Source organism: Actinomadura physcomitrii (assembly GCF_008923205.2).
Classification (GTDB): domain Bacteria; phylum Actinomycetota; class Actinomycetes; order Streptosporangiales; family Streptosporangiaceae; genus Spirillospora; species Spirillospora physcomitrii.
In genome coordinates this window covers 18,452-43,410 of sequence record NZ_WBMS02000045.1, presented here as the reverse complement: position 1 = coordinate 43,410, position 24,959 = coordinate 18,452, and the positions used below count along the sequence as shown (strand labels likewise).

At 71.0% G+C, this 24,959-nt stretch carries 21 protein-coding genes, 1 tRNA gene and 2 pseudogenes; 8 read left to right on the top strand and 16 right to left on the bottom strand.

Going from position 1 to position 24,959, the window contains the following annotated elements:
• Positions 1-233: 233 nt before the first annotated feature.
• The 6 genes from thrB to F8568_RS38035 are packed head-to-tail and all read right to left on the bottom strand — an operon-like array spanning position 234 to position 6,109.
• Positions 234-1,205 carry a homoserine kinase gene (gene thrB / locus F8568_RS38060; protein WP_151598474.1) on the bottom strand — a complete coding sequence of 324 codons (972 nt, stop codon included), beginning with the start codon at positions 1,203-1,205 and terminating at the stop codon, positions 234-236.
• A complete protein-coding gene (thrC, locus tag F8568_RS38055; protein WP_151598473.1) occupies positions 1,205-2,272 on the bottom strand; it encodes a threonine synthase in 1,068 nt (355 codons plus the stop codon). Before thrC ends, thrB begins: the two co-directional genes overlap by 1 nt.
• 53 nt (positions 2,273-2,325) lie before the next feature.
• Entirely contained in the window at positions 2,326-3,639 is a 1,314-nt protein-coding gene (locus F8568_RS38050; RefSeq protein ID WP_151598472.1) for a homoserine dehydrogenase, read from the bottom strand.
• Positions 3,636-5,033 carry a diaminopimelate decarboxylase gene (gene lysA, locus F8568_RS38045; protein ID WP_151598471.1) on the bottom strand — a complete coding sequence of 466 codons (1,398 nt, stop codon included), beginning with the start codon at positions 5,031-5,033 and terminating at the stop codon, positions 3,636-3,638. Before lysA ends, F8568_RS38050 begins: the two co-directional genes overlap by 4 nt.
• On the bottom strand, positions 5,030-5,710 hold the full coding sequence (locus F8568_RS38040) for a DALR anticodon-binding domain-containing protein (RefSeq protein ID WP_160573918.1): 681 nt from the start codon (positions 5,708-5,710) through the stop codon (positions 5,030-5,032). The genes lysA and F8568_RS38040 overlap by 4 nt, the downstream gene beginning before the upstream one ends.
• A gap of 36 nt (positions 5,711-5,746) precedes the next feature.
• Entirely contained in the window at positions 5,747-6,109 is a 363-nt protein-coding gene (locus F8568_RS38035; protein ID WP_151541835.1) for a response regulator transcription factor, read from the bottom strand.
• Between the two features lie 130 nt (positions 6,110-6,239).
• Between F8568_RS38035 and F8568_RS38030 the strand changes: the two genes are divergently transcribed.
• Positions 6,240-6,311, top strand: a tRNA-Arg gene (locus F8568_RS38030).
• 340 nt (positions 6,312-6,651) lie between these two features.
• Here F8568_RS38030 and F8568_RS38025 read toward each other — a convergent pair.
• The 3 genes and pseudogenes from F8568_RS38025 to F8568_RS38015 all read right to left on the bottom strand — a co-directional run.
• A pseudogene (locus F8568_RS38025) lies at positions 6,652-7,083 on the bottom strand (aldo/keto reductase); the annotation flags it as partial.
• A gap of 22 nt (positions 7,084-7,105) precedes the next feature.
• On the bottom strand, positions 7,106-8,008 hold the full coding sequence (locus tag F8568_RS38020) for an SDR family NAD(P)-dependent oxidoreductase (RefSeq protein ID WP_160573917.1): 903 nt from the start codon (positions 8,006-8,008) through the stop codon (positions 7,106-7,108).
• A 14-nt stretch (positions 8,009-8,022) separates the two neighbouring features.
• Entirely contained in the window at positions 8,023-10,278 is a 2,256-nt protein-coding gene (locus F8568_RS38015) for a hypothetical protein (RefSeq protein WP_160573916.1), read from the bottom strand.
• A 662-nt stretch (positions 10,279-10,940) separates the two neighbouring features.
• On the opposite strand from F8568_RS38015, the gene F8568_RS38010 reads away from it, so the two are divergent.
• From F8568_RS38010 to F8568_RS38000, 3 genes are all read left to right on the top strand, one after another.
• Complete coding sequence (locus tag F8568_RS38010) at positions 10,941-11,501, top strand: TetR/AcrR family transcriptional regulator (protein ID WP_160573915.1); 561 nt, start codon at positions 10,941-10,943, stop codon at positions 11,499-11,501.
• Positions 11,502-11,507: 6 nt separating this feature from the next.
• Positions 11,508-12,443 carry a hypothetical protein gene (locus F8568_RS38005; RefSeq protein WP_151598465.1) on the top strand — a complete coding sequence of 312 codons (936 nt, stop codon included), beginning with the start codon at positions 11,508-11,510 and terminating at the stop codon, positions 12,441-12,443.
• A gap of 139 nt (positions 12,444-12,582) precedes the next feature.
• Complete coding sequence (locus F8568_RS38000) at positions 12,583-13,167, top strand: hypothetical protein (RefSeq protein ID WP_151598464.1); 585 nt, start codon at positions 12,583-12,585, stop codon at positions 13,165-13,167.
• Here F8568_RS38000 and F8568_RS37995 read toward each other — a convergent pair.
• The 3 genes from F8568_RS37995 to F8568_RS37985 form a co-directional block, all read right to left on the bottom strand.
• On the bottom strand, positions 13,164-13,781 hold the full coding sequence (locus F8568_RS37995; RefSeq protein WP_151598463.1) for a TetR/AcrR family transcriptional regulator: 618 nt from the start codon (positions 13,779-13,781) through the stop codon (positions 13,164-13,166). The genes F8568_RS38000 and F8568_RS37995 overlap by 4 nt on opposite strands.
• Positions 13,782-13,895: 114 nt before the next feature.
• Entirely contained in the window at positions 13,896-14,813 is a 918-nt protein-coding gene (locus F8568_RS37990; protein ID WP_202125809.1) for an SDR family NAD(P)-dependent oxidoreductase, read from the bottom strand.
• A gap of 11 nt (positions 14,814-14,824) precedes the next feature.
• Complete coding sequence (locus F8568_RS37985; protein ID WP_328601206.1) at positions 14,825-16,945, bottom strand: MMPL family transporter; 2,121 nt, start codon at positions 16,943-16,945, stop codon at positions 14,825-14,827.
• 680 nt (positions 16,946-17,625) lie between these two features.
• On the opposite strand from F8568_RS37985, the gene F8568_RS37980 reads away from it, so the two are divergent.
• Positions 17,626-18,414, top strand: a complete 789-nt coding sequence (locus F8568_RS37980) for a VOC family protein (RefSeq protein ID WP_151598461.1) — start codon at positions 17,626-17,628, stop codon at positions 18,412-18,414.
• 178 nt (positions 18,415-18,592) lie between these two features.
• Here F8568_RS37980 and F8568_RS37975 read toward each other — a convergent pair whose 3' ends face one another.
• A complete protein-coding gene (locus F8568_RS37975) occupies positions 18,593-19,171 on the bottom strand; it encodes a LuxR C-terminal-related transcriptional regulator (protein WP_236009893.1) in 579 nt (192 codons plus the stop codon).
• Between the two features lie 32 nt (positions 19,172-19,203).
• Positions 19,204-19,575, bottom strand: a pseudogene (locus F8568_RS51265) (class I SAM-dependent methyltransferase); the annotation flags it as partial.
• A 164-nt stretch (positions 19,576-19,739) separates the two neighbouring features.
• Between F8568_RS51265 and F8568_RS37965 the strand changes: the two are divergent.
• Positions 19,740-20,534, top strand: coding sequence for an ArsR/SmtB family transcription factor (locus F8568_RS37965; protein WP_328601202.1), 795 nt, complete (start codon positions 19,740-19,742; stop codon positions 20,532-20,534).
• Between the two features lie 43 nt (positions 20,535-20,577).
• On the opposite strand, the gene F8568_RS37960 is transcribed toward F8568_RS37965, so the two are convergent.
• Positions 20,578-21,621 carry a PucR family transcriptional regulator gene (locus tag F8568_RS37960; protein WP_151598460.1) on the bottom strand — a complete coding sequence of 348 codons (1,044 nt, stop codon included), beginning with the start codon at positions 21,619-21,621 and terminating at the stop codon, positions 20,578-20,580.
• A 172-nt stretch (positions 21,622-21,793) separates the two neighbouring features.
• Between F8568_RS37960 and F8568_RS37955 the strand changes: the two genes are divergently transcribed.
• Both F8568_RS37955 and F8568_RS37950 read left to right on the top strand, forming a co-directional pair.
• Positions 21,794-22,489 (top strand): SDR family NAD(P)-dependent oxidoreductase, encoded by a 696-nt coding sequence (locus F8568_RS37955; protein ID WP_151598459.1) that lies wholly within the window; start codon positions 21,794-21,796, stop codon positions 22,487-22,489.
• Positions 22,489-23,235 (top strand): SDR family NAD(P)-dependent oxidoreductase, encoded by a 747-nt coding sequence (locus tag F8568_RS37950; protein WP_151598458.1) that lies wholly within the window; start codon positions 22,489-22,491, stop codon positions 23,233-23,235. Before F8568_RS37955 ends, F8568_RS37950 begins: the two co-directional genes overlap by 1 nt.
• 5 nt (positions 23,236-23,240) lie before the next feature.
• Here the strand turns inward: F8568_RS37950 and F8568_RS37945 are convergent, their stop codons facing one another.
• Positions 23,241-24,911: a bis-aminopropyl spermidine synthase family protein gene (locus F8568_RS37945; RefSeq protein ID WP_160573914.1), complete on the bottom strand. Its 1,671-nt coding sequence runs from the start codon at positions 24,909-24,911 to the stop codon at positions 23,241-23,243.
• Positions 24,912-24,959 lie beyond the last annotated feature (48 nt).

The window sequence follows — 24,959 nt, the reverse complement described above, 5'->3', positions numbered from 1 at the left end:
GGTACGCGGGACCGCCACGGCCGGAGGGCCGGGCAGGTGACGCGCGGCTGACGAGCACGCTGCCCCGAACGGGGCATCTGGTGCGGCAATCAGCCTAACATCACCAGGGCACACTGCTATTCCCCAGAGGTCGATGTCTTCGCATTTTACCTAGGTGGATCCTGCGGGGACCCGCACCGGCCGGAGCGCCGCGGCGGCCCGGGCCGCGAATCCGGCCCGGCCCGGCGCCCGCGTCAGGTCCGGCGGCCGGGTTCACCGGGCACGACGCATGCGCCGCGGGTCGCGACGTCCAACGGGTGTTCGTGCCACCCATTACCCACTCGCGGAGCCATCGAATCAACTCGTGATGCGTTTGTGAAGGCCAGGACAGTGGGTCCTGCCCCCGAAATGACCGCGGGGACTCCGGCGGAACGCAGCCGTTCGAGGAGTTCCGCGGACTCCGGCATCGCGGGGGCGCGGTAATTCTGGTGCAGCCGGTCCTGCGTCGCGTCCAGCAGCACCCCGTCGCCGAGGCCGCCGGTGAGCGCGGCGACGAGCAGCGCGGCGCGTCCGGCGTTGGCCGCGGCGTCGGCGTGAGGGACGGTCCCAGGCAGCAGACCGCGTGCCCGCTCGGTCGCCAGGCGCTGCTCGGGCACGAACGCCACGACCTGCCTGACCTGCGGTTCCAGCCGGACGAGGCGGGCGCCGCCGGGGGTCGTCCAGGCGATGGTGAGGCCGCCGGCGAGGCACGGCGCGACGTTGTCGGGATGCCCTTCGATGTCGGTCGCGAGGCGCAGCGCGGCGTCGTCGTCCATGAGGTCGCCGTACGGGTGCAGCGCGCGCGCCGCGACGATGCCCGCGACGATCGCCGCGGACGACGAGCCGAGCCCGCGGCTGTGCGGGATGCGGTTGCGGCAGCGCAGCCGGATCCCCTTCGGCTGGCCGGACGGTTGGCCGGGTCCGGCCGCGGCGAGCTCGTCCAGCACGTCGAAGGTCCGGCGCAGCACCTTCACGATCAGGTGCCGCTCGCCGCGGTCGGCGACCTCGGCGCCCTCGCCGTCCACCTCGATGGCGATCCCGTCGCCGGTCAGCGCCACCTCGACGTCGTCGTACAGCGACAGCGCGAGGCCGAGCGAGTCGAAGCCCGGCCCCAGGTTCGCGCTCGTCGCCGGCGTCCGCACCAGGACGGACCGCTCCGGCCGGTTCCCCGGTTCGGCAGGGCCCATCAGGTGAGGCCGAGCGCGGAGGCCGCCTCGTGGGCGTCGACGCGGACGACGGTCGGCGCCGGCGCGCCGGAGATCGCCCAGTCGGGGTCCTTGAGGCCGTTGCCGGTCACCGTGCACACGACCCGCGTGCCGGGCTTCACGACGCCCTGCTCGGCGGCCTGGAGCAGGCCCGCGACGCTCGCCGCGGACGCCGGCTCCACGAACACGCCCTCTTCCCGGGCGAGCAGCCGGTAGGCGGCCAGGATCTGCCGGTCGGTGACGGAGTCGATCGCGCCGCCCGACTCGTCGCGCGCGGCGATCGCGAGGTTCCACGACGCGGGGTTGCCGATGCGGATCGCGGTGGCGATCGTCTGCGGCTTCAGCACCGGCTCGCCCTTGACGAACGGCGCCGCGCCGCTGGCCTGGAAGCCCAGCATGCGGGGCGTCCGCGCGGCGACCTTGTCGGCGGCGTACTCCTTGTAGCCCATCCAGTACGCGGAGATGTTGCCGGCGTTGCCGACGGGCAGGCAGTGCACGTCCGGCGCGTCGCCGAGCGCGTCCACGATCTCGAACGCGGCGGTCTTCTGGCCCTGCAGCCGGTACTTGTTGACCGAGTTGACCAGCGCCACCGGGTAGTCGACGGACAGCTTGCGGGCCAGTTCCAGGCAGTCGTCGAAGTTGCCGTCCACCTGCAGCAGCCGCGCGCCGTGCACCAGCGCCTGCGCCAGCTTCCCCATCGCGATCTTGCCGTTGGGGACGAGCACCGCGCACGTCATCCCGGCGCGCACCGCGTACGCGGCGGCGGACGCCGAGGTGTTGCCGGTCGAGGCGCAGATGACCGCCTTGGCGCCGTCCTCGGCCGCCTTGCTGATCGCCATCGTCATCCCGCGGTCCTTGAACGAACCCGTCGGGTTGAGGCCCTCGACCTTCAGGTGCACCTCGCAGCCGGTCAGCTGGGAGATCCGGACGGCCGGCACCAGCGGCGTGCCGCCCTCCAGCAGCGTCACCACGGGCGTCGCGTCCGTCACCGGAAGCCGGTCGCGGTATTCCTCGATGAGGCCGCGCCACACGCGGGCGTTCCCGTTCACGTCAGTGTCTCCTTGGCTGACCTGGGGATGTGGACCCGGATTCTACCGGTGTCTCATTCCTCGCCCTCGACGCGCATGACGCTCGCGACCTCGCGGACGCTGTCCAGCCCCCGCAGCCCCTCGACCACCGCCGACAGCGCCGCGTCCGGCGCCCGGTGCGTCACCACCACGAGCTGCGCCTCCTCGCCGAGCCCCACCTGCCGGACGGCCTGGATCGACACCTCGTGGCGGGCGAACTCCTCCGCGACGGTGGCGAGCACGCCCGCCTCGTCCGTCACGTCAAGGTGGATGTAGTAGCGGGTGACGGTCTCGCCCATCGGCAGCACCGGGAGCTTCGCGTACGTCACCTCGACCGGGCCCGGCGTGCCGCCGACCACGTTGCGCGCCACCGCGACCAGGTCGCCGAGCACCGCCGACGCCGTCGGGGCGCCGCCCGCGCCCGCGCCGTAGAACATCAGCGACCCCGCCGACTCCGCCTCCACGAACACCGCGTTGTACGCCTCGCGGACGCTCGCCAGCGGATGCGTCCGCGGGATCATCGCCGGGTACACCCGCACCGACACGCCCCGCCCGTTGCGGCCGCCTTCGGAGGGGACCCGCTCGCAGATCGCCAGCAGCTTCACCACGCAGTCCATGCCCTTGGCGCCCGCCACGTCCGCCGCGGACACCTCGGTGATGCCCTCCCGGTGCACGTCCGCCGCCGTCACCGGGGTGTGGAACGCCAGCTGCGCCAGGATCGCCGCCTTCGCCGCCGCGTCGAACCCCTCGACGTCCGCCGTCGGGTCCGCCTCCGCGTACCCGAGCGCCTGCGCCTCCTCCAGCGCCTCGTTGAACCCGGCACCGCCCGAGTCCATCTGGTCGAGGATGTAGTTCGTCGTGCCGTTGACGATGCCGAGCACCCGGTGCACGTGGTCGCCGACCAGCGACTCCCGCAGCGGCCGCAGCAGCGGGATCGCGCCCGCCACCGCAGCCTCGTAGTACAGGTCCGCGCCGTACTCGCGGGCCGCCGCGAACAGCGTCGCCCCGTCCTCGGCCAGCAGCGCCTTGTTCGCGGTGACGACCGACTTGCCGGTCTTCATCGCCTCCAGCATCAGCGTCCGGGCCGGCTCGATCCCGCCGATCACCTCGACGACGATGTCCACGTCGTCCCGCGTGACCAGCCCCTGCGCGTCCGTCGTGACCAGCGCCGGGTCGACGCCCGCGCGGACCCGCTCGGGCCGCCGCACCGCGACCCCTGCCAGCTCCAGCGGCGTCCCCACCCGCGCCGCGAGATCGTCGGCCTGCTCGCGCAGCAGCCGGACGACCTCGCTGCCGACGACGCCGCATCCCAGCAGCGCGACCCGCAGCGGGCCACGTTCGGGTTTCACGCTCCGACCTCCGCATCCGCATCCAGCCGCAGCAGGTCCTCGGCGGTCTCCCGGCGGACGATCACGCGCGACCTGCCGTCCTTCACCGCCACCACGGCGGGCTTCGGGACGTGGTTGTAGTTACTGGCCATCGATCGACAGTACGCACCGGTCGCGGCGACCGCCACCAGGTCCCCCGCCGCAATATCTTCGGGAAACCACAGGTCCCGCACGACGATGTCGCCGCTTTCGCAGTGCTTGCCGACAAGCCTACTGAGCATGGGGGATGCGTCGGACGACCGGCTGGCGAGCGCGCCGGTGTACTCCGCCCCGTACAGCGCGGTCCGCAGGTTGTCGCTCATCCCGCCGTCCACCGACACGTACGTCCGCAGCCCCTCGACGTCCTTCACCGTGCCGACCTCGTACAGCGTCACGCCGCCCGGCCCGATGATCGCCCGGCCCGGCTCCACCGTCAGCCGCGGCATCGCCAGCCCGTACGCCCGGCACTCGTGCGCGACGATCTCCCGGAGGCCGTCCGCCATCGACTTCGGGTCGTGCGGCTCCTCCCCCGGCACGTACGCGATCCCGTACCCGCCGCCGAGGTCCAGCTCCGGCAGCTCGACCCCGTGCTCGTCGCGGATCGCCACCAGCAGCTCCGCCAGCCGGTGCGCCGCGACCTCGAACCCGTCCACGTCGAAGATCTGCGACCCGATGTGGCTGTGCAGCCCCACCAGCTCCAACTGCTTGAGCGCCAGCACCCGCCGGACCGCCTCAAGCGCCGCCCCGGAACCGCGCGAGAACCCGAACTTCTGGTCGTCGTGCGCGGTCGCGATGAACTCGTGCGTGTGCGCCTCGACGCCCGTCGTGACCCGCACCATCACCTTCGGCCGGACGCCCTTCTCCCGCGCCAGGTAACCCAGCCGCGCGATCTCCTCGAACGAGTCGACCACGATCCGCCCGACGCCCGCCTCAAGGGCCTTCTCCAGCTCCCAGGACGCCTTGTTGCTGCCGTGCAGCGTGATCCGCTCCGTCGGGAACCCCGCCGCCAGCGCCACGGCCAGCTCCCCGCCGCTGCACACGTCCAGCCCGAGGCCCTCCTCCTTCAGCCACCGCGCCACCGCCGTGCAGAGGAACGCCTTGCCCGCGTAATGCACCTCACCGTCGTGGAACGCCGCCGCGTACTCCCTCGCCCGGGACCGCACGTCCTCCTCGTCATAGACGTACAGCGGCGTGCCGTACTCCTTCGCCAGGTCCCGCACGTCGACGCCGCCGATCGTCAGCACGCCGTCCTCGCGGGTCGCGCCGCGCGGCCACACGTGCGCGTCCAGGGCGTTCAGGTCGTCCGCCGGCCCCGCCGGGTGGTCTTCGGGCAGGACGTCAGCGTGCCGGGGCCCGGCAGGGTGAACTCGACTCATATCCGCTCTCTAGGGGTCTCACCGATCATCTTCAGGCCGTTGCCGAGGGCGACGCGCACGGCCCGCGCCAGCCCGGCGCGTCCCGCGTGCACCGCCCCGGGTTCCTCGTCCCCCAGGGGCACGGCCGGGCACCGCTCATGGACGTCGTGGTACGCCCCGGCGACCCTCTCCAGACAGAACGCCAGCGGCCGGGCATCGCCTTCCCGCTCGGCCTGCGCCGCCCGCCCGGGCACCTCGCCCAGCACGCCCACCAACCGCAGCTCCGCGGGCTCGGGATCCCTGAGCGAGCCCTCCCCCACCCCGAGCTCCGCGCCCCAGCGCCCCACCCAGCAGGCCCGCGCATACGCGTACCGCACCGAGAACCCTGGATTCTCGAAGGACCTGGGCCGGTCGTCCCACCCGAACCGCGGCACGCGCGCGGTCCCGTAGCCGGGATCCCGCAGGATGGCCTCCACCACGTCCGCCGCCGGCACCTCGACCCGCACGAACCCGCGCCCGGTGACGGTCCCGCCGACCCTCTCCGCGATCGCCTCGGGCGTGATCCCCAGCACCAGCCCCACGGGACTCTCGAAAACCCCGGCCCCGCACGCGAGTACGAGCACCTCACCGGGCACCTCGACGGCCGGGCCGCCCTCGGCGACGACGCCGCGCGCCGCCTCCACAAGGGCATCGCTCACCTCGGCCGGAGTCACCCTGGTGAGACTATCCGACCACTATCTGGACACCGCGGCGAGCTTCCGCACCGTCTGGATCAGCTGGTTCGGGTCGAACGGCTTGGTGACGTAGGCGTCCACGCCGATCTCGTGCCCGCGCCGCACATCGTGCTCCTGCGCCCGCGCCGTGATCATCACGACCCTGATGTGCGCGGTCCCCGGGTCCTCCCGGAGCCGGACCGCCGTCACCCACCCGTCCAGCCGCGGCATCATCACGTCCAGCGTGATCACGTCCGGCCGCACCTCGGCGACCTTCTCCAGGCAGTCCTGACCGTCCACCGCGGTCGCCACCTCGAACCCCTCGAGCTGCAGGTTCACGGCGATGAGCTGCCGGATCACCTCGTCGTCGTCGACGACCAGCACGCGTCCCAGTGGCTCGGTCACGGGCTCGAAGTTAGTCGACTCGCCCCCCGAACGCACGGCGAACGTCCACGTACGCGCAAGCCCGCCAACCCTGGTAACCTTCCAACACGCGCCGCACCGCGACGCAAGGGCCCCCTTAGCTCAGGGGATAGAGCAACGGCCTCCGGAGCCGTGTGCGCAGGTTCGAATCCTGCAGGGGGCACCCACAACCGATCAGCTAAAACCCGTTACGACCTGGAAAAACAGGCCGGACGGGTTTCTCCGTCTGTGCAGCCCTGTGCAACCGGCGGCCGCCAATGGCCGCCTTCTGCGGGCTCACTGTGAAACAGACGTTCCGGCGCCCCGCGATCGAGACCGCCGATGACGCGCGCCAGGGCGCCCCGCGGCCACGTCCAGATCCCGCGCTCGCTCATCTACTCCCCCGACCACAGCGGCCCGGCCGTCTGGACGTAGGCGATGTACGAGACCCTCATGCCAGTCGCATACTGCTTCCATGCCTTCGCCCGACGGCTGGGGCGCACTTTCGATCAGCTGAATAGGCATCAGGGACCGGAGTTGCGGTGGGAGTTCCGGCAGCCGGTCGCCCGCGCCTGTCCTGAGATGCCTTCGAGGGTGGAGAGCTCCCCGTCGGTGAGGTCGATGTCGATCGCGGCGATGTTCTCCCGCAGGCGGGACCGGCGCTTGGTGCCGGGGACCGGGACGACCGTCAGCCCGTGCAAGCGGGAGCGCGCGGACAGCCAGGCGAGCGCCACCTGCGCCGGGGTGACACCGTGAGCCTCTGCCAGACGGCGGACCGGAGCAAGCAGGGCCGCGTTGTGCCGCGCGTTCTCCGGCGCGAAGCGCGGGTGGATCTGGCGCTCGTCGGTGGCGTCCAACTCCGCCGTCGTGGTTGCGGCACCGGTCAGGACGCCACGGCCCAGCGGCGCGTAGGGGACGAATGCGATGCCCAATTCCACGCACGCGGGGACGACCCCGCCTGAAGCATCCGCGTCGTGGTCAGGATCGCGGCAGGGGTGTCTCGAATGGGCCGATGAGGCGTTCGGTCACGTCCCAGAGACGTCCAGCGGTGGCGCGGTCGCGGGCGGGCACGGACGGGGCGGTGAGCGTCGTCCGGTCGTAGTAGCCGCCGTTGCCCTCGACCGGATCGACGGCGAGCCGGATGACGGCGGGGGCGGCACGGTCCGGGCTGATCGCCGTCATCTTCATCGCCATCACCAGCAGGCGGGGGAACTCGCGTCCCAGGTCCGTTCGCACCACTCCGGGGTGCAGCGCGTTGACGATCAGTTCGTGCCCGTATCGGCGCGCCAGTTCCAGTGTGAAGAGCATGTTGGCGAGCTTGGTGCGGCTGTAGACCAGGGCGGCCTCGTAACCGGATTCCGCTTGCAGGTCGGTGAAGTCCAGGGTCGGGTTGTGGTGCCCGCGCATGCTGGTGTGGTGCCCGGCGCTGTTGACGTTGACCACGCGCGGCCTGCCGGACCCTTCGGGGTCCCCGGGCATCGACCCCTTGCGCAGGAGCGGCAACAGCGCCCCGGTGATCGCGAAGGGCGCCAGATGGTGGACCGCAAAGTTCAGTTCGTGGCCGTCCTCGGTGACGCGCCGCCTCGGTACCATCACACCGGCGTTGTTGATCAGCACGTCGACCCGTCCGGTCAGGCCGAAGACGGATTCGGTGAACGCGCGCCGGCCGGTCGCCGTGGACACGTCCCCGACCAGCACCTCGTGGCCGGCTCCGCGTCGGCGGCGCAGTTCGTCACGCAGCGCGGCGGCACGGCGGGCGGCACGGCCCAGCCCGATCAGCCGGTGCCCACGGCCGGCGAGCATCAGCGCGACCGACCGGCCGATGCCGCTGGTGGCACCGACGAGCACCACCGTGCTTTTCGGAGCGGAAGTCATCATCATTGCCCCCATCGGATCTACGCGGCACCGCATTTGGGCTCATGGCAGGTCAGCAGGCGGGCTTCCCAACGCTCCGGGCCACGGATGGACAAGAGCAAATACGGACGCCCCTTGGTGTCGACTTTCAGTTGCAGGTCGTCCAGCGTGTTCCAGCCGCGGATGCGGAGGTCATCGGAAAGAGTCACCTTTCCCCGGCGAGAACAATCTGCGTTCTTGCAGGCGATAAGGACGGCTCTCCCGCGGTCGTGCTCGTAGGTCGCGATCAGCGGGAGCCCATCGGATCCCAGCGCCAGTCCCCACTCCGGTCCCCATTTGTCCCCCTCTGCGGTGTAGTAAGGTCCGGCGACGGAGACGGCGTCACTGGCGGCGCAGTCCGGGGTGCGACAGCGCAGCAATTGCAGGTTTCCGGTGGCCGCGTCGCCGTGCATGATGATCGGACGATCGTCCGGCGGCACGACCACATCGACGCCCTCCGTTTCCAGATATGTGTCGCGGGCGTAGGGCACGGGCCGGGCCAACTGGCGTGTCACATGCTGTCGGCAGTCAGCGTCATCACAGCTCACGAGGGTCATGGCATGGGTCGCCCTGTTCTCGAACACGGCAACGGGCCTTCCTCGCGCACCTTCGGCAATCGCGACCCTGCGGTCCTTCTCTTCTCTCGTCGGGCCGTATCCGGCGACCACTCGATCCGTCACCAGCAGGCGAGGCCCTTGACAGTCGAAATCGTCACAGCGCACGATTTGCAGCGCCTGGGAACGCACGCCACTGGAACCGGACGATGTCGCGTCGAACATGACGACCGCCATGATTCCCCGTCCAGCGGACATGATATCAAAGGCGGGGAAGTATGGTCTTTCAGGAAAGTTGCGCCCCTCCGCTATGACCGGCGACTGCCGGAAGTCGTTCGGGCATCTCTCGGACGTGCAGCGGGTGAGCCTGATTTCCATGGGTACCGGCCGATCATTGTCGCTGCCCATTTTCCTTTTAGCGCGTTCGGATGGGATGCTCTGGGCGAGTGCGATGGTCCCGTCCGGAAGCGCGGCAGATCTCGGCTCCCCGAAGCCGGGGTATGGATACGGGAGCGTGGAGGCGTGGCCGCATTCCGCGTCTTTGCATACGTCGATCTTGGCGTCCGACAGATACTTGTCGGATGCGACGACCACGGCGGCTCGGTTCCCGTTCACCGATACCAGGTCGTAGGTGAAACCGGCGTCGGGCAGGTTCCGGATCGTGACCTTGGGAAGGGAGAGCGGATTGGCGTGGAGGTACGCCCCGTACATGGCTCCAGGCGCGGCGAGCATCAGCGGAACCAGTGCCGCCAGCGAAACGGCACGTCCTGGGCGCCTTCTTCGTGGTGTGGTCCCGGAATGAAGCCGGGCCGCCACCGCGTCCAGGTCCATCGGACGGGGTTCCAATTCGGACGGGACGTTCAGGCGGACGTATAGCGGATATTCCGGGCTCAGCGTCACCACCGCGAGGGCCGCTCCCTGTACGACCACCGTTAGGACGGCCGTGATGATCCCGAGTGCCGCCTCGGCGACGCTCCGCTCGATGCCAGCGAACCGTGAGGTCGCCCATATGCAGACCAGTTCGAGCGTAAGGGGGGCCAAGACCGCCGGTACCATGCCGTGCCAGAAGATCTGCGGCCACCTGTAGCGGGCGAGATCCCGCAACCGAGACAGTGCCCTGAACGGTCCAGCCCCCTCCAGCACCACGATCGGGACCGTGAACAGCAGCCAGCAGGTGAACACCCCAAGCAGCGTGGCCGTCAGCGTGACGTACAGCCAGGGGTGGGTTACGACCGGAGTGAGGGCGAGCAGGAAACTCAGCACTCCTACGACGAAGCAGGCCAGGGTCAGCAGGATCATGATCGGCCCGGTTCCGTGCAGCGCCTGGCGCATTGCCCCGCCGACGGGCGCAGGTCGGCCCAGGAGCACGCCGGCCATCACCACGACGACCATCGCCACCATGACCAGGTGGGCGGCGAGCAGCACACCGGCGACCGCGAGACCGGTCACGACCAGTCCCGGCCGCGGTGCGTCAGGGCGCAACTCCCCGTTGATGATGAGCGCCTGGCCGTCCAGGTTCACCGGGACGGCCGCGAGGCCCAGCACGGTCAGCGTCCCGTAGACCAAGGCGACCGGCACGAGCGCGTGCAGGTTTCCCAGGGACAGCCGCACCACGAGCGCGGCCACTTTCCGCAATGGCCGGGCCACGGGACGCGGGCTGGAGGCGCTGTCCCAGATAGCGGTCGCTTGGTCGGACTTCCGCATTTCTCCCATTCAATGCTGTCCTTCAACGATGACCTGATCGGCCCAGGGACTCCGACCGGCTTCGCGGGCTTCGGCCGTCTGAAGCCCCGGTCGGTAAGGCAGAAGGCGAGGCAGAAACTGACAGGCGGGCACAACCGCCGGCCCCTGGAGGCTTCCAGGGCCCGCACCGGGAGCGCGGCGCCCGCGCTGCTCACCCTGCTTGCCCCAGCAAAGATGATCTTGATATCGGGCGGCACGCGCAGCCTGCGGTCGGCCACCGGCCTCACGAGTCGCACCACCGGTGCTCTTGCCCCATGGAAGACGGTGGCGTGCGGCATACCGCCCTGGCGCAACTGCTCCGGCGGGGCGGCAACAGCAGCCGATGGCGATCGTAGGCCTCTGCTGCGTTCGGGGAGGCGGCCTCGCCCCTGCTCGAGCCCCGATGACGCCCGATTCCGGCCAGGCCGTCCCCGACCGCAGGCTCGGCGAGCCCTCCGGGTAGGTGTCTACGGCCCCCATGCGCGCTTCCCCTCCGGCAACGAGACTTACGATAATCTCCGTTACCGGTATAGCAAGAGCACTATACGGAAGTCAATACTTCCGTTAACATGCCGGGCATGCCGGCGCGATACGCGGCCTTGTGGGCTGATATGGAAATCGATGCTGCCGTTAAACTTCTCCCAATGAGCGGAGACAAGACACGGGGCCGGCCCCGGGATCCGGCCGTTGACCAGGCCGTCCTGCGCACGACGCTGGCCCTGCTCGACAGTCACGGGTACGCGGGGCTGCATGTAGGCGAGATCGCCAGCACCGCCGGTGTCGGACTCGGCTCGCTGTACCGGCGCTGGCCGACCAAGTACGCCTTGGTCGTGGACGCGCTGCGGGCCGCGGCGGCCGAGCGCGTGCCCGAGCACAGCGACGATCCGGTCGAGGACCTGGTGACCGGGCTGATACAGATCGCCGAAGGACTCCGCCACCGGGGCGCACCGCTGCTGGCGGTGCTGCTGACCGATCCCGCCTCGGAGCTGGCCGCGGCGGTCCGCGAGGCCAAGATCGACCCCGTCCGCGCCGCCAACCAGGAGAACCTGCGCCGGATCCTCGGCCCAGTGCCCGACCTGGCGACCCGCGCCGACGCCGGACCGGCATTGATCTTCGTGCACATGATGATCCACGGAGCCCCACCCGACGAGCGGCATGTCCGGGAGCACATCGTGCCCCTCATGACCGCACCCCCGACGGAGTGATGCGGCGTGGACGAGGTGGAGTCTTACCGGGACATGGCGGGGTTGGCGGTCGGCGGCTTCCCCCTCCTGATCGCGTTGGTCGGGTCGGGTCTGCCGGCGTGGCGGCGCGGGTTCTACACGACGTACCGCAAGAGGCGGGGTGGCCTCGCGCCTTATCGTGCGATACTGCTGGCACTGCTCGCCGGGGCGCTGCTGACATCTTGGTTCGCGTACGACCTGCATCGCTCGGAGGGCGTCTCGCTGTTCGCGGGCGACTTCTGGGGCGGTCTGCGGGAAGGGACCGTCATCGTGGGCGTCGTCCCTTCGGGCATCGTGGGCATTGTGCTGGTCGCCGTGCGTGCGCTCATCATGAAGAGCCGTGGCGCCGTCGCCTACAACGCCCGCCCCTACCTATCGTTTGGGCGACTTGAGCGGATGTGGCGGGCGGAGCAGGCCGCACTCACTGGTGAGTTGGCCGACTCCGGACCGTCGAGTCCGGCGGGAGCCCAGGCGAGGGCATGCCTGGACGTCGCCACTCGTCTCTATGAAACTAAACGCGCCGAGCACGGTGACCCGCTCGGGGCCGGGCACGTCCTGGCGGCGATCGTTCTCGCGCGAGCCGGACGCACCGCGCTGAACTCCGGCGCCCCGATACCGGAAGAACTCCGGTTCTGCGCGCTCAACCCCCTTCACGGGGTGACCGCGGACACCTATCCACTATTTTTGAAGCGGACGGAACCGGCCTCGCTTCGTCCGCTGTGCGCGTCCTGCCGCGACCGTTCGATGGTCGACCCCGATTTCGATCCCTGGGATCGAACCCTGCAGCTTCCCGGCAGCTTTCCGCAATTGTACTCTGGGTACGAACCGTTTGTCGGCCTCGATCACGGCGACGGGATCGGCGTCGATGCCCTGCTGCGGGGCAGCGAGGAGCGCCTTGACCTGTGCGCCAGGACACGCCGCTGACCTGCGGACGCCCGGCGAAAAGATCTTCTGGGCGTCCACAGCCCAGGCAAACCCGAGTCGACCCGCTCCCTGTTCGCAGAGGCCATCGACAGGCCGACCCGCGCTACGGGGCGGCACTATTACCGACTACCGCGACCCGGTGCTCTTCCACAAGCCGCCGGACGTTGAGGATATGAACGCCTACTATGGGCGCCTTTCTGACACGACACGCTGGCCCACCTTCCTCCTCCCACTTAGCTCGGGAGCACAGGTCGTCGTCATCTTCCGCAACCGCGAAGGTGATGCCGGGACCGATTTCGTCCTTCGATCGGCCGACCGCTCCAATGCCCTTTGCTGGGTTCGTCTCGACGGGCACTTCCTGGCCCCGGGGCTGAGCTGGCCTGAGTTGGTCGACATCTCGTCACGTCCGGGCTCGGGCGAGGGCGTGATCGAACACCACGCCCGCGTGCTCCTCCTGTTGCCCGCCACCGGAGACGCCGATCCTCCGACCTCGGCCCTGCCCGCACTCGCCTCCGCTTTGACAGCCGCCGGCGCGACCAAAGATGCAGCGACACCGCTCGCCTGCGAACTTCTCAACCACCCGCTCGGCGGCACCGCACACTGGCGGCAAGACGGGGACGCCGTAATGTTCTGCGACGCCCTCAACAGCCGCCGAAACCCCGCCGGCCTCGCCGCACTCAGTCCCAGCGAGACCCTCTTCCTGTCCGAAGCCCTCCGCTCCTAGGGGTGGGCGGGGCCTGCAGGCGGAATATCAGAGATCGGGGGCCCGGTCGTCGTTCCGGCCCTCAGGGCCCCTTGGAGAAAGACCTTCGTGATGGCGGCGCTGGCCTCTTCGACGCCGAGGCGGCCCTGCAGGACGCGGGAGATCGCCCCTTCCAGAAGGCCGATGTAGATCTCGACCAGGACGGTGGCCGGCAGGTCCTGGCGGAAGGCTCCCTCGGCGGCGCCGCGGGCGAACAGGTCGCCGAGCGGTCCGGTGAAGTGCCGGTCGGCCTCCCGCGCCACATCCGGGGGTTTGCGGAAGATCACCAGACCGCGATATTTACTCGTGGCGCCGACCATCGCGCGGGTCAGGCGGGCGATCGCTTCGGGGATCGGGACGGTGTCCAGGTGAGCGTCGGCGATGCGCTCGGCCAGTTCCGCCAGTGCCGTCTCGGTCAGCGCCTTCAGCAGCGCGTCGCGGTTGGGGAAGTAGCGGTAGAGCGTCGCCCGGGCGACGCCGGCGGCCTCCGCGATGTCGGTCATGCCGGCCTGCTCGCCGCGCTCGGCCAGCACCCTGGCGGCCGTGTCGAGGAGTCCCTTGGCGACATGGTCGCGGAGTCTCGGATTCCTGGCCATCGGCACCACAGCCTAGCGAGCAGAGGGGGCCGTCCTTCAAGGGCGGGCCCTCACGGGCCCTTAAGGGACGACGCCGGCGATGTGCTCGTCAGCGGGAAGGGGCGGTCCGGGCTCTCATGAGCGAAGGTCGGTGTCGAAGGCCCCGCTGGCGACCAGGCGGGCGGAGATATCCCACAGGCGTTCGGCCAATTGCGGGTCTTTGGCCTGCGGGTTGACTTTTCCTGGTGTGAAACCGTGGAAATAGGTGCCGTTCGGAGCCGGGATCTCGTTGGCCGACGCGAGCCATACAAGGGGTTCGGCTCCGTCTTCAGCGGTGATCCGGAAGTGGCGCAGCGGGGGCCGGTCGAACAGCGGGGCGAGCCGGGACTCGCTCGCGAACCGCGGATAGGTCGACTCGGGCCCTCGCGGACCGCGGACGCCCGGGTCGGGATGGACCGAGAACGCTTGGATATGGGGGTAGCGGCGGACCAGCTCGTAGGTGAACATGATGTTCATCAGTTTGGTGGTGGAGTAGGCGATCCAGCCGCCCCCGTAACGGCGCTGGCGCCAGTTCAGGTCGTCGAGCCTCAGGCGGCCGAATCTGTTGCCGAGGCTGGCGGTGGTCACCACGCGCACCGGTGCTCTTCGGGCCCCCTCTTCCAAGTGCGGCAGCAGCAGCGTGGTGAGCAGGAAAGGCGCCAGGTGGTTGGTCTGGAAGGTGAGCTCGTGGCCGTCCGCGGTCTCCCAGCGCCGCGACAGCAACCCGCCGGCGTTGTTGACCAGGACGTCGATACGGTCGCGACGCGCCAGCAGGTCGCGGGCGAGGCGCCGCACCTGGGCCAGATCGGCGTAGTCGGCGACGAGCGGTTCGGCGCCGATCTCGTCGGCGACCCGCGCGGTGCGGACCGGTGAGCGTCCCACTGGGATCACGTCGGCTCCCTGTGCGGCCAACCGTCGGGCCAGGGCTGCCCCGAAACCGGAACTGGCTCCGGTGATCACCACGGTCTCGCCCGTCATGTCGATGCGGGTGTCGGGTCGCGCTGTTCTGCCCATGATGGTTTCTCCTAGGTGGTGTGCAGGTCGCGAGGCATCGCCGCTGCGGCGTGCGGCGCATGATCTGGCGAGTCGAGCCGGGTGCCCTCGATGTCGATGTCCGGCAGGAGCCGGTCGAGCCGGCTGGGCAGCCACCACGCGGTGCGGCCGAGCAGTGTCAGAACGGCCGGCACGATCGTCATCCGGACCACGAACGCGTCGAACAGGGTGGCGGAGGCCAGCGCGAACCCGATCGACTTCACCAGCGAGTCGGAGGAGAGGATGAAGCCGGAGAACACGGCGACCATGATGATCGCGGCGGCCGTGATGACCCGCGCGCCGTGCCCGACACCGCTGACGATGGCCGCCGAAGGGGTCTCGCCGTGCGCGTACTCCTCACGGATCCGGCTGACGAGGAAGACCTGGTAGTCCATGGCGAGCCCGAACACGACGCCGACGAGAAAGATCGGCAGTGCGCTGAGGATCGGGCCGTGCGCGCCGAACGTGTCTCCCAGCACGCCCCACTGGAAGACCGCCACCACCGCGCCGAAGGTCGCCGCGACGCTGAGCAGGAATCCCAGCGCCGCTTTCAGGGGTACCAGTACCGACCGGAAGACCAGGACGAGTAGCAGGAACGCCAGTCCGGCGACGATTGCGAGGTAGGGCGCGAAAGCGTCGCCGAGCTTGGCGGACATGTCGATGTCCAGCGCGGTCTGACCCGTCACGGCCACCTCGGCTCCGGTGGCGGCGCGCAGCGATGTTGCGCGGTCGCGGATCTGCGCGACGAGGTCCTCGGTGGCCCGGCTGCTCGGACCGCCGTCCGGGATCACCGTGAGCACCGCCGCGTCCGCCACCTTGTTGAAGCTGGGCGGAGTGACGGACGCCGCGTGGCCGAGGCGGGACACCTCGCCGGCGACCCGCCGCACCGCCTCGGTCCGATCCTTGGCGGCGGAGACGTCCACCACCAGCAACAGCGGCCCGTTGAACCCCGCACCGAAACCCTCGGCGAGCAGATCGTAGGCCTTGCGCTGCGTGGTGTTGGCGGGGGCGGTGCCGTCGTCGGGCAGGCCGAGACGCAGGTCGAGGGCGGGCACGGCCAGGACGAGCAGCCCGAACACCCCCGCGACCAGGGCGAGCACCGGACGCCGGGCGACACCACGCGCCCAGCGGGTTCCCATCGGAACCTTCTCGTCGCGGACGAGACCTGCGGGGCGGACGCGCCGCCCGGCGAAGCCGAGCAGAGCGGGCAACAGGGTCAGCGCGATGAGCACGGCCACGGCCACCGTGACGGCGGCGGCCAAGCCCATCTGGGTGAGGACCGGGATCCCCACGACCACCAGACCGGCCAGCGCAATGATGACAGTGAGGCCGGCGAACACCACGGCCGATCCCGCGGTCCCGACCGCCCGGCCGGCGGCTTCCGCGCTTTCGTGCCCGAGTGCGAGTTCGTGGCGGTAACGGGACACGATGAACAGCGAATAGTCGATGGCCACCGCGAGCCCGATCATCACGGCCAGGGTCGGGGCGGAGGCGTTGAGGTCGACGAGCCCGGTCGCGGCCGTCACCGCGGTCACACTGATGGCGATGCCCAGGATCGCCGTCACCAGCGGCAGACCGGCCGCTATGAGCGAACCGAACGTGACGACAAGCACGAGCGCCGCCACGACCAGACCGATCGCCTCCGTCGGACTCTGCCCGCCGGACTCCTCCACCGCGTCACCGCCCATCTCCACGGTCAGCCCGGCGTCCCGCGCCGGCGCCACCGCCCGGTCCAGTGCGTCAGGGGCACCCGCGCTGAGATCGGACGCCGCGACCTTGTAGGTGACCTGGCTGAAGGCGATGGTCCTGGCGGAATTCACCGTGCGCGCCGTGAACGGGTCGGAGACCGCCGCCACCTCCCGGCCGTCCCGCAGTCCCTGCACCACCTGCGCGATCGCGGACCGCTCGGCCGGGCCGGTCAGCTTCCCGCCGCCGGGTGCGGCGAAGACGATCCGGGCGGTGGCGCCTCGGGCGGACACCTCAGGGAACCGGTCCACGAGCAGGTCCATTGCCCGTTGCGCCTCCGTGCCCGGAATAGCGAAGGAGCCGGTGACCGTCCCGGACAAAGTCACCGCCCCGGTCCCGGTCAGCGCAAGGAGCAGCAGCCACAGCACGGCGACTGCACGACGGCGACGGAACGCGAACCGGCCGAGTCGGTGGAGAAGCACGGCCACAAGAAGCTCCCGAAGTAGACAGTGAGTCTCTTTTAAGAGACAGCATGTCTCATCTCGGAGTCCGAGTCAATCCGGGTGACCGCCCGGCACCGTGGAACGACGGAGCGTCGCTCACGACGAACGAACCGGTGACGGTCAGCTGGCCGTCGCCCAGGGCGACAGCACGTTCCCCTCTGTGTGGGATCCCCCGGGGGCACCAGAACACCTGTTACGACCTGAGAAACGGGCCGAACGGGTTTTTCCGTTCGTGCGGGCCTGTGCGACCGGCGGCCGCCAATGGCCGCCTCTGTGGGATAACCGTCGGCAACGCACTGATCGATTCGCTCTGGGGCTCGATGCGACCCGAATTGCCCGGCATTAGAGACCTGACGGCAAAATCGAGGTCGCGGAAATGGAGTGATGCCCCGCCGCACCTCCAGTCGGCGTGCCACGAAGCACTCGTGGATCCCTCAACCGCAAAGAAGGTGATCGGCATGCCGGTAGAACTGGTCGGCGGATTTCAAAGCCACTCGGTTTCGGCGGGCCGGTCGATCGCTCTTGAAGAGCACTTGAGGCATTATTGACCCGATCGCATGCCCGCTCGGCCGTAAGATTGCATATCTGCGCCTAGAGTGAGTGACATGGCACAGACGAGCGATTATGCACCCGGGATGCCGACATGGGCCGAACTGTCCACCCCCGATCTTGAGGCGTCCAAGAGGTTCTATTCCGCGCTCTTCGGCTGGTCATACCTCACCGTGGCCGCGGAGTCCCTCGGCGACTACGAGATGTGCACTTTGGGCGGGACCCAAGGACCGCAGATCGCCAGCATGCAGGCGATGGCCGATGACACACTGCCGCCCTCATGGACCTGCTTCTTCCGGACCGCCGACGTCGCGGCGACCGTCAGCGCCGTCCGGTCGGCCGGCGGCCGGGCCCTGACCGACCCGGTGCAAGTGGCCCAGATGGGGCGGTTGGCCATGTTCGCCGACCCTGAAGGCGCAAGCTTCGCTGTATGGCAGCCGTACGAGTACAAGGGCGCCGAGGCCACCGGTGAACCCGCGACCATGTGCTGGGTGGAACTGGCCTGCCGCGACATCGAGCAGGCGCGGAGCTTCTACCGAGCGGTCTTCAACTGGCGCGCGGTGGACCACCGGCACAACGTTCCCGCTTACACCGTCTTCAAGCTGGTCGATGAGGCGGTCGCCGGGATGATTCGCATAGAGGACTCCTGGCCGGCTCACCAGACCCCGCACTGGATCCCCTACTTCGCCGTCGCCGACTGCGACGCCTCCGCCGCGCTCGCCGCCGATTTCGGCGCCCGGATCCACGTCTCGCCGTCGGACATCCCGCCCGGCCGCATCGCGGCCATGACCGATCCTGTCGGTGCACGCCTGGTCATCATCACTTTGGCCGGCCACCACGAATGAAAGCGCCCTGTCCGGGCCACCCAGAAGATCGCTGTGTCCAGCGCGCGGGCCACTTTTCTCAGTGCGCCTAAGGCCTCGGAAGCTCGCTTGTCGTAGGCGGCCGAGCATCTCCCCGAGTGCTGTGAAGATTCAGTGGTGGGGGGATCCAGTTCCTGCCCATGACCGGTGGAGTCGTGCGTCAGAGCAGGCCGGCCTGATGGGCGAGGATGGCGGCTTGGACGCGGTTGGTGATGGAGAGCTTGGCGAGGATCCGGCTGACGTGGGCCTTCACCGTCGCCTCGCTCATGTGCAGGGCGGCTGCGATGCCGGCGTTGGAAAGGCCGCCGCCCACGGCGATGAGTACTTCACGTTCCTTGCCGGTCAGTACCGACAACCGCCTCTCGGCCTCCGAGCGGGCGGGGTCGGAGCCCATGAAATGACGCAGCAGTCGGCGGGTGGCCTTGGGAGAGAGCATCGCTTCGCCGCGCGCGGCGCTTCGTACGGCGGTGAGCATCTCCTCTGCCGAAGCGTCCTTGAGCAGAAACCCGGCGGCGCCATGCCGCAGTGCGGTGTGGACGTACTCGTCCAGCATTCCCGTGTCGGCGCGGCGGAGCGTCTCGATGCGGTCGATGACGAAGCCGGCCCGCTCGATCGCCGCGGCCGTGTCGCGGCCGGTGTGGCAGCCGCCGCTGACGAGCGGCCACAGCGTGGCGTCCGCGAGGCGCTGCACGCGCCGTCCGCCGGTGGTGTCGGCCCGGACGTGCTCGAAGAAGCGCAACCGGCCGCCGGGACGGAGGATCTCCGGAAGATCTCGGCGAGGGCCGTGACGGGATCGGGGACGGTGCACAGGACCAGGCAGGCCACCGCCGCGTCACAGGACCGGTCGTCGGCGGGGAGCCGGTCGGCGACGCCGTCGACGATCTCGACGGGCACGGGCGCCCGTTCCGCGGCGGCAGCGGCGACGTCGCGGAGATGCGCTTCGGGTTCGACGGCCAGGACCGAGGTCACCTCGGGCGGGTAGTAGGCGAAGTTGGCGCCGGCGCCCGCGCCGACCTCCAGGACCCGTCCGTGCAGGCCGTCCGGCAGCCTGGATCGGTAGGGGCCGAGGCCGCGTTCCAACCGTGGGCTCATCCGGGCGTAGTACCGCGCGTACAAGGGATGCCGCACCCGCCTGGACGTCATGGCTCCTCCTCTCGATCATGGTCGGCCTACCCGCGCGAGCGCTCCCCCCAACCGGTCCCGCCGCGTCGGCGGACGGGTTGCGGTTCCGGTCGGCCGGCGGTGCCGTGACCAGCGGCGATGTCGGCCATTGCATTATGCAGGTGATTACCTGCATAATGGCCCTCGTGAATCGGGACGCCACCACGATGGACGCGGCCTTCAAGGCGCTGGCCGACCCCACCCGGCGGCTGCTGCTCGACCGGCTGCGCGAGCGCAACGGCCAGACGCTGGGCGAGCTGTGCGAGCGCCTGGAGATGGCGCGCCAGTCGGCGACGCAGCACCTCGACGTGCTCGTCGACGCCGGCCTCGTGACCGTGCTGCGGCGCGGGCGGCAGCGGCTGCACTACCTCAACCCGGCCCCGATCCACGAGATCGAACAGCGCTGGATCGCGGAGTTCGACAGGCCGCGGCTGCGCGCGCTCAGCGCCATCCGGACCCGAGCCGAGGAGTACGCCATGACCGAGACGTCCGTCTCCGTGCCGACCTACGTGTACGTCACCTACATCCGCGCGAGCGCCGAGCAGGTGTGGCGCGCGCTGACCGACGCCGACCTGACCGCCCGCTACTGGGGGCACGCCAACGTCTCCGACTGGCAGCCGGGATCGTCCTGGGAGCACCGGCGCACCGACGGTTCGGGGGCCGTCGACGTCGTCGGGCGGGTCGTCGAGGCGGAGCCCCCGACCCGTCTCGTCATCACCTTCGAGGACCGGCCGGACGCCGAACCGGAGCGGGAGCCGTCGGTGGTCACCTTCCTCGTCGAGCCGCACCGGGACATCGTCCGGCTGACCGTGACGCACGAGAACCTGCCGAACGAGGAGATGCTGAACGGGATCTCGCAGGGCTGGCCCGCCGTGCTGGCGAACCTGAAGTCCCTGCTCGAGACCGGCGACGTCCTGCCGCAGGCGCCCTGGGAGATGTGACACCACGGAGGCCGCCCGCTCGGCACGGCCGCGGGACGGGACGTCAGCGCGGCGTCCAGATGGCGATCGCCAGGGCGGCGCGGTCCTCGAAGTCGAGGGGGTCGCGGCCCGTCAGCGCCTGGACCCGCGACAGCCGGTGCCGCAGCGTGCTGGGATGCAGGGACAGCGCGCGCGCCGTCGGGCCGACCGCGCCGCCCCGGTCGAGGAACGCGCGCAGCGTCTCCACGAGCCGTCCGCCGTGGGTCTCGTCGTAGTCGGCGAGGGGACGGGCGATCTGGTCCTCGAACGGGGCGAGCTGCTCCCGGTCCAGCCGGCCGAGCAGCGCCCGGAACGTGGCGAGGCCCGCGGCGTGCACGACGCCGCCGGTGCGGCGCGCCGCGTCCAGCGCCGCCCGCGCCTCCGCCAGCGACCGCGGCAGGTCCGCGAGCGGGCCGGGGGTGCCGATCCCGGCCACGTCCGTGCCGGCGTACTCGTCGCCCGTGATCATGAGCGCGACGTCGCCGTCCAGGCCGAGCACGGCGGACGCGTCCGGCGCGTCCGCCGCCGGCATCGCGACCGCGACCAGCAGGCCCGGATCGAGCCCCGCCTCCTCGACGAGCGGGCGCAGCGCCTCCGGAGGCACCAGCCCGTGCTGGACCTCGTGCAGCAGCCGGCCGGTCTCCTCCCGCTCGTCCCACTCCTCGCGGGTGGACGCGAGCCGCTCGGCGAACCACTCGGCGAAGCCGAGGAACGGCACGTCGGCCGGGATCTCGACCAGCGGCAGCCCGAGCCGCTCGCAGTGCCGGCGCAGCGCGTCCGGGACGGTCTCGGTGACGTCGCCGACGCCGTAGCCGATCGCGCCCGCGCGCGCCGCCTTAACCGAGGTCGCGAACGCGGCGCAGGCGTCCGCGTCGCGCAGGGCCGCCCCCGCCGTCAGGACGACCTCGTGGCCGCGCAGGTAGGGGGCGGGGTCGAGCAGCTCGGTCGAGTGCGCCGAGCGGATCGGCCGGTCCAGCCCGGCGGACCCGGCGACCAGCCGCAGCCGGAAGCGCGGGACCTCCAGGAGGTGCCGGACGGTGAGGCGCGGCATCGCGGGATCGCTGGTCACACCGTCACCTTCTCACCCCGTCCGGGCGCGGGGGACGGGCCGGGCGCCACCTTCCGGCGAAGGTCGCGGCAAACCTCGCGCCCGGCAGTGCATTCGGCCAAGAATCGGCCATGACCCTTGTCACCTGGGCTAATGCCGGGTTTGCCTGGGTCTCGGGAGGGGGGGACGGCGGATGCGCGAACGAGTCGCGCTCGTGACCGGGGCGGCCGGCGGGATCGGCAGCGCGATGGTCCGCGAGCTGGCGGGACGCGGCTGGACGACGGCCGCGCTCGACCTGGGCCCGGCCCCGGACGCCGACTATGCGGTCGGCGTGGACGTCGCCGACCCGGGCCAGGTCAGCGCGGTCGTCCGCCGGATCGAGCGGGAGATGGGCCCGATCGAGGCGGCGCTGTGCGCGGCGGGGCACTACGCGCTCGTCCCGGTGTCCGACATCGCCTGGGAGGACTGGAACCGCATGCTCCGGGTGCATCTGGGCGGGCTGGTGAACGTGTGCCGGGCGGTGACGCCCGGGATGGCGGAGCGCGGGCGCGGCGCCGTCGTCGGCGTGGCGGCCGACCTCGCCCTGGGCGGAGGCGACGCGGAGGCGCACTACTCGGCGGCGAAGGGCGCGGTGATCGGGCTCGTCCGGGCACTGGCGGCGGAGCTCGCGCCGGCCGGGGTGCGGGTGAACGCGGTCGCGCCGGGCCCGACCGACACGCCGCTGCTGCCGCCCGACTCGCCGTGGCGCCGGCCCGCCTTCGTCCAGGCCCTGCCGACGGGACGGCTCGCGGCCCCGGAGGAGATCGCGCTCGCCGCCGCCTACCTGGTGGAGGACGGGACGTTCTGCGCCGGCGAGATCCTCTCCCCCAACTGCGGTGCGGTGATCTGATGGCCCTCGCGCTGATCACCGGGGCGGGCGGCGGCCTCGGCACCGCCGTCGCGCGGCGGCTCGCGGCGTGCGGGCACCTCGTCGCGCTGAACGACCGCCCGGACCGGCCCGTCGGCGAGCTCGCCGCCGAGCTGGACGGCGTCGCCGCGCCCGCCGACGTGTCCGACCCCGACGCCGTCCGCGAGATGGTCGAGCAGGTCGAGCGCCGCACCGGCGAGCACATCGGGATCCTCGTCGCGAACGCCGCGTACACCGCCTTTTCCCCGTTCGCCGAGCACGACCTCGACGACTGGTGGCGGATCATCGACGTCAACCTCGGCGGGACGTTCGCGTGCGCGCAGGCCGTCATGCCCGGGATGGTGGAGCGCGGCGGCGGCCGGATGGTCCTCGTCTCCTCCGAATGGGGGGTGACCGGACGCCCCGACGCGACGGCGCACTCGGCGTCCAAGGCGGGGATCATCGCGCTCGCCAAGTCGCTCGGCCGCGAGCTCGCCCCGCTCGGCATCGCCGTCAACGCGGTCGCGCCGAACGTGCTCGATGCCGGGCTGCTGGAGGCGGACGCGGCGGCCGCGGGCGTCACCGGCGAGGAGATCCGGGCCCGGTGCGCGGCGCGGGTGCCGCTCGGCCGGACCGCCGCGCCGGAGGAGATCGCGGCGGCGATCGCGTTCCTGGCCGACGACCGGCTGCCCGCGCTCGTCGGCCAGATTTTGCACGTCAACGGCGGCACGACGCGCGCCCGCGCGTGACCGGGTCAGTCCGGCAGCGCCTCGACGGAGCGCCGGACCTGCTCGTCCAGGACGGGCAGCAGGTGCGCCGGCAGGTCGATCAGCGACCGCTCCAGCAGGCCGGGACGGTCGGCGGCCGACGCGATGGCCCTCCGGGCCTCGGCCTTGGTGAGCGTCCGCCCGTCCGCCTTGCGGAGCGCGATGAGGCCCTCGCGCCAGCCGTTGCCGATCTTGCCGTGTGCGCGCGCGTGGATGTGGGCGAGGACCCGCTCGGCGGCGTCCGCCGGACGGTCGTTCCGCTCGGCCAGCACGAGCGCCATGCCGGACGACGGGACGCCGCGGAGCATGCGTTCCACCCGGTATCCGGGCCCGGCGAGCCGCCGGACCTCGCGCTGCCCCTCCGCGTCCCGCAGGAACGGCAGGTCGTTGCGGCAGACGAGCCCGACGCGCGGCGCGTTGGCGGCCAGCAGCGCCCGGACCGCCGACGCCCCGAAACCCGGATACAGGTTGACCAGCACCGTGCCGTGGCCTTGGAGGTTGCGCGGCAGCGGAGCCGCCATGAAGTCGCGCAGCGACACGCGGCGCCCGGCGGCCTTCGCGGGCCAGCCGTCCCCCACCAGCAGCGGACTCTCGGCCGAGGCGAGCTCGACGATGCGGGCCGCCGCCGCGTCGTCCAGCGCGCCGGTCCCGGCCTCCACCGACTGCGCGCCGTGCGTGTACATGGCGGTGCGGGGATCCTCGGCGGCGGCGCGGACGGCCCCGGCTGTCCGCTTCGTGGGGCGCAGCACGTACAGGGCCGCCGCGCTGCCGATCGCCTGCGCCCCCACATACCGGTTGAAGCCCGGCAACATCGCCTCATACACCAGATGCAGCGGATTCAGCGCCTTCTGCACGGCGAGCCCGAGCGCCGGCTGCTGCTCCCCGTACCCGTACGCGAGCAGCACCCGCCCGTTCCGCTGGTCCCCGAGCCCCTCCAGGCCACGGACGACGAACAACCCCACGCCCTCCGGCGTGTACGGCGGATCCGTGAAGACGACCTGGCACGACTCCCGCAACGACGCCGGAAGGCCGAGCCGCAGGTCGGCGGCATGGCAGCGGACGTCCCAGCCCTTCCGTGACGCCTCCGCGTCGATGAACGCCAGCAGCCGCTCGTCGATGTCCGCCACGCTCACCCGCAGGCCCTCCGCGCCGCCCGCGACGAACAGGCCGAGCGACGTCAGATCATGATCGCCGACGCACAGCACGTGGGCGCCGCGCAGGTCGAAGCCGTCCAGCAGGTACCGGGCCCGCTTCAGCACCGTCTCCGCGGTCGCGGGCACATGATCCAGCGCCTGGACGGCCGGGGGCGCCGCCCTGACCAGCGCGTCCATCGCCTCGATGGCCCCGGGGTCGCGCCGGGCCCGCTCCGTCCACGGATCGGGGATCTCCACCGGCTCACCGAAGATGTCGCCATATTCGCCGACATGCCGCTTCGCGATCCGCCGCGCGTCCCCTTGAGCCTCCAGATGCGGCGCGAGCGTCCGCAACACCGCCTCCACCGTCCGCCGCGACGACCCCGTCCGCGCCACGACCTCCTCGACCGTGTGGAACGCGCCGTCGGCGAGCAGCCGCCCGATCCGGTCGACGCGCCTGCCGTCGATGCCGAACCCGGCCCGCACCTCGCGGACGGCCGAGCGCACCGAGTCGCCATCTGTCATGTGCCGGCCTGATCCGTTCCAACGGGGACGAGTGCGCACCGATCCTAT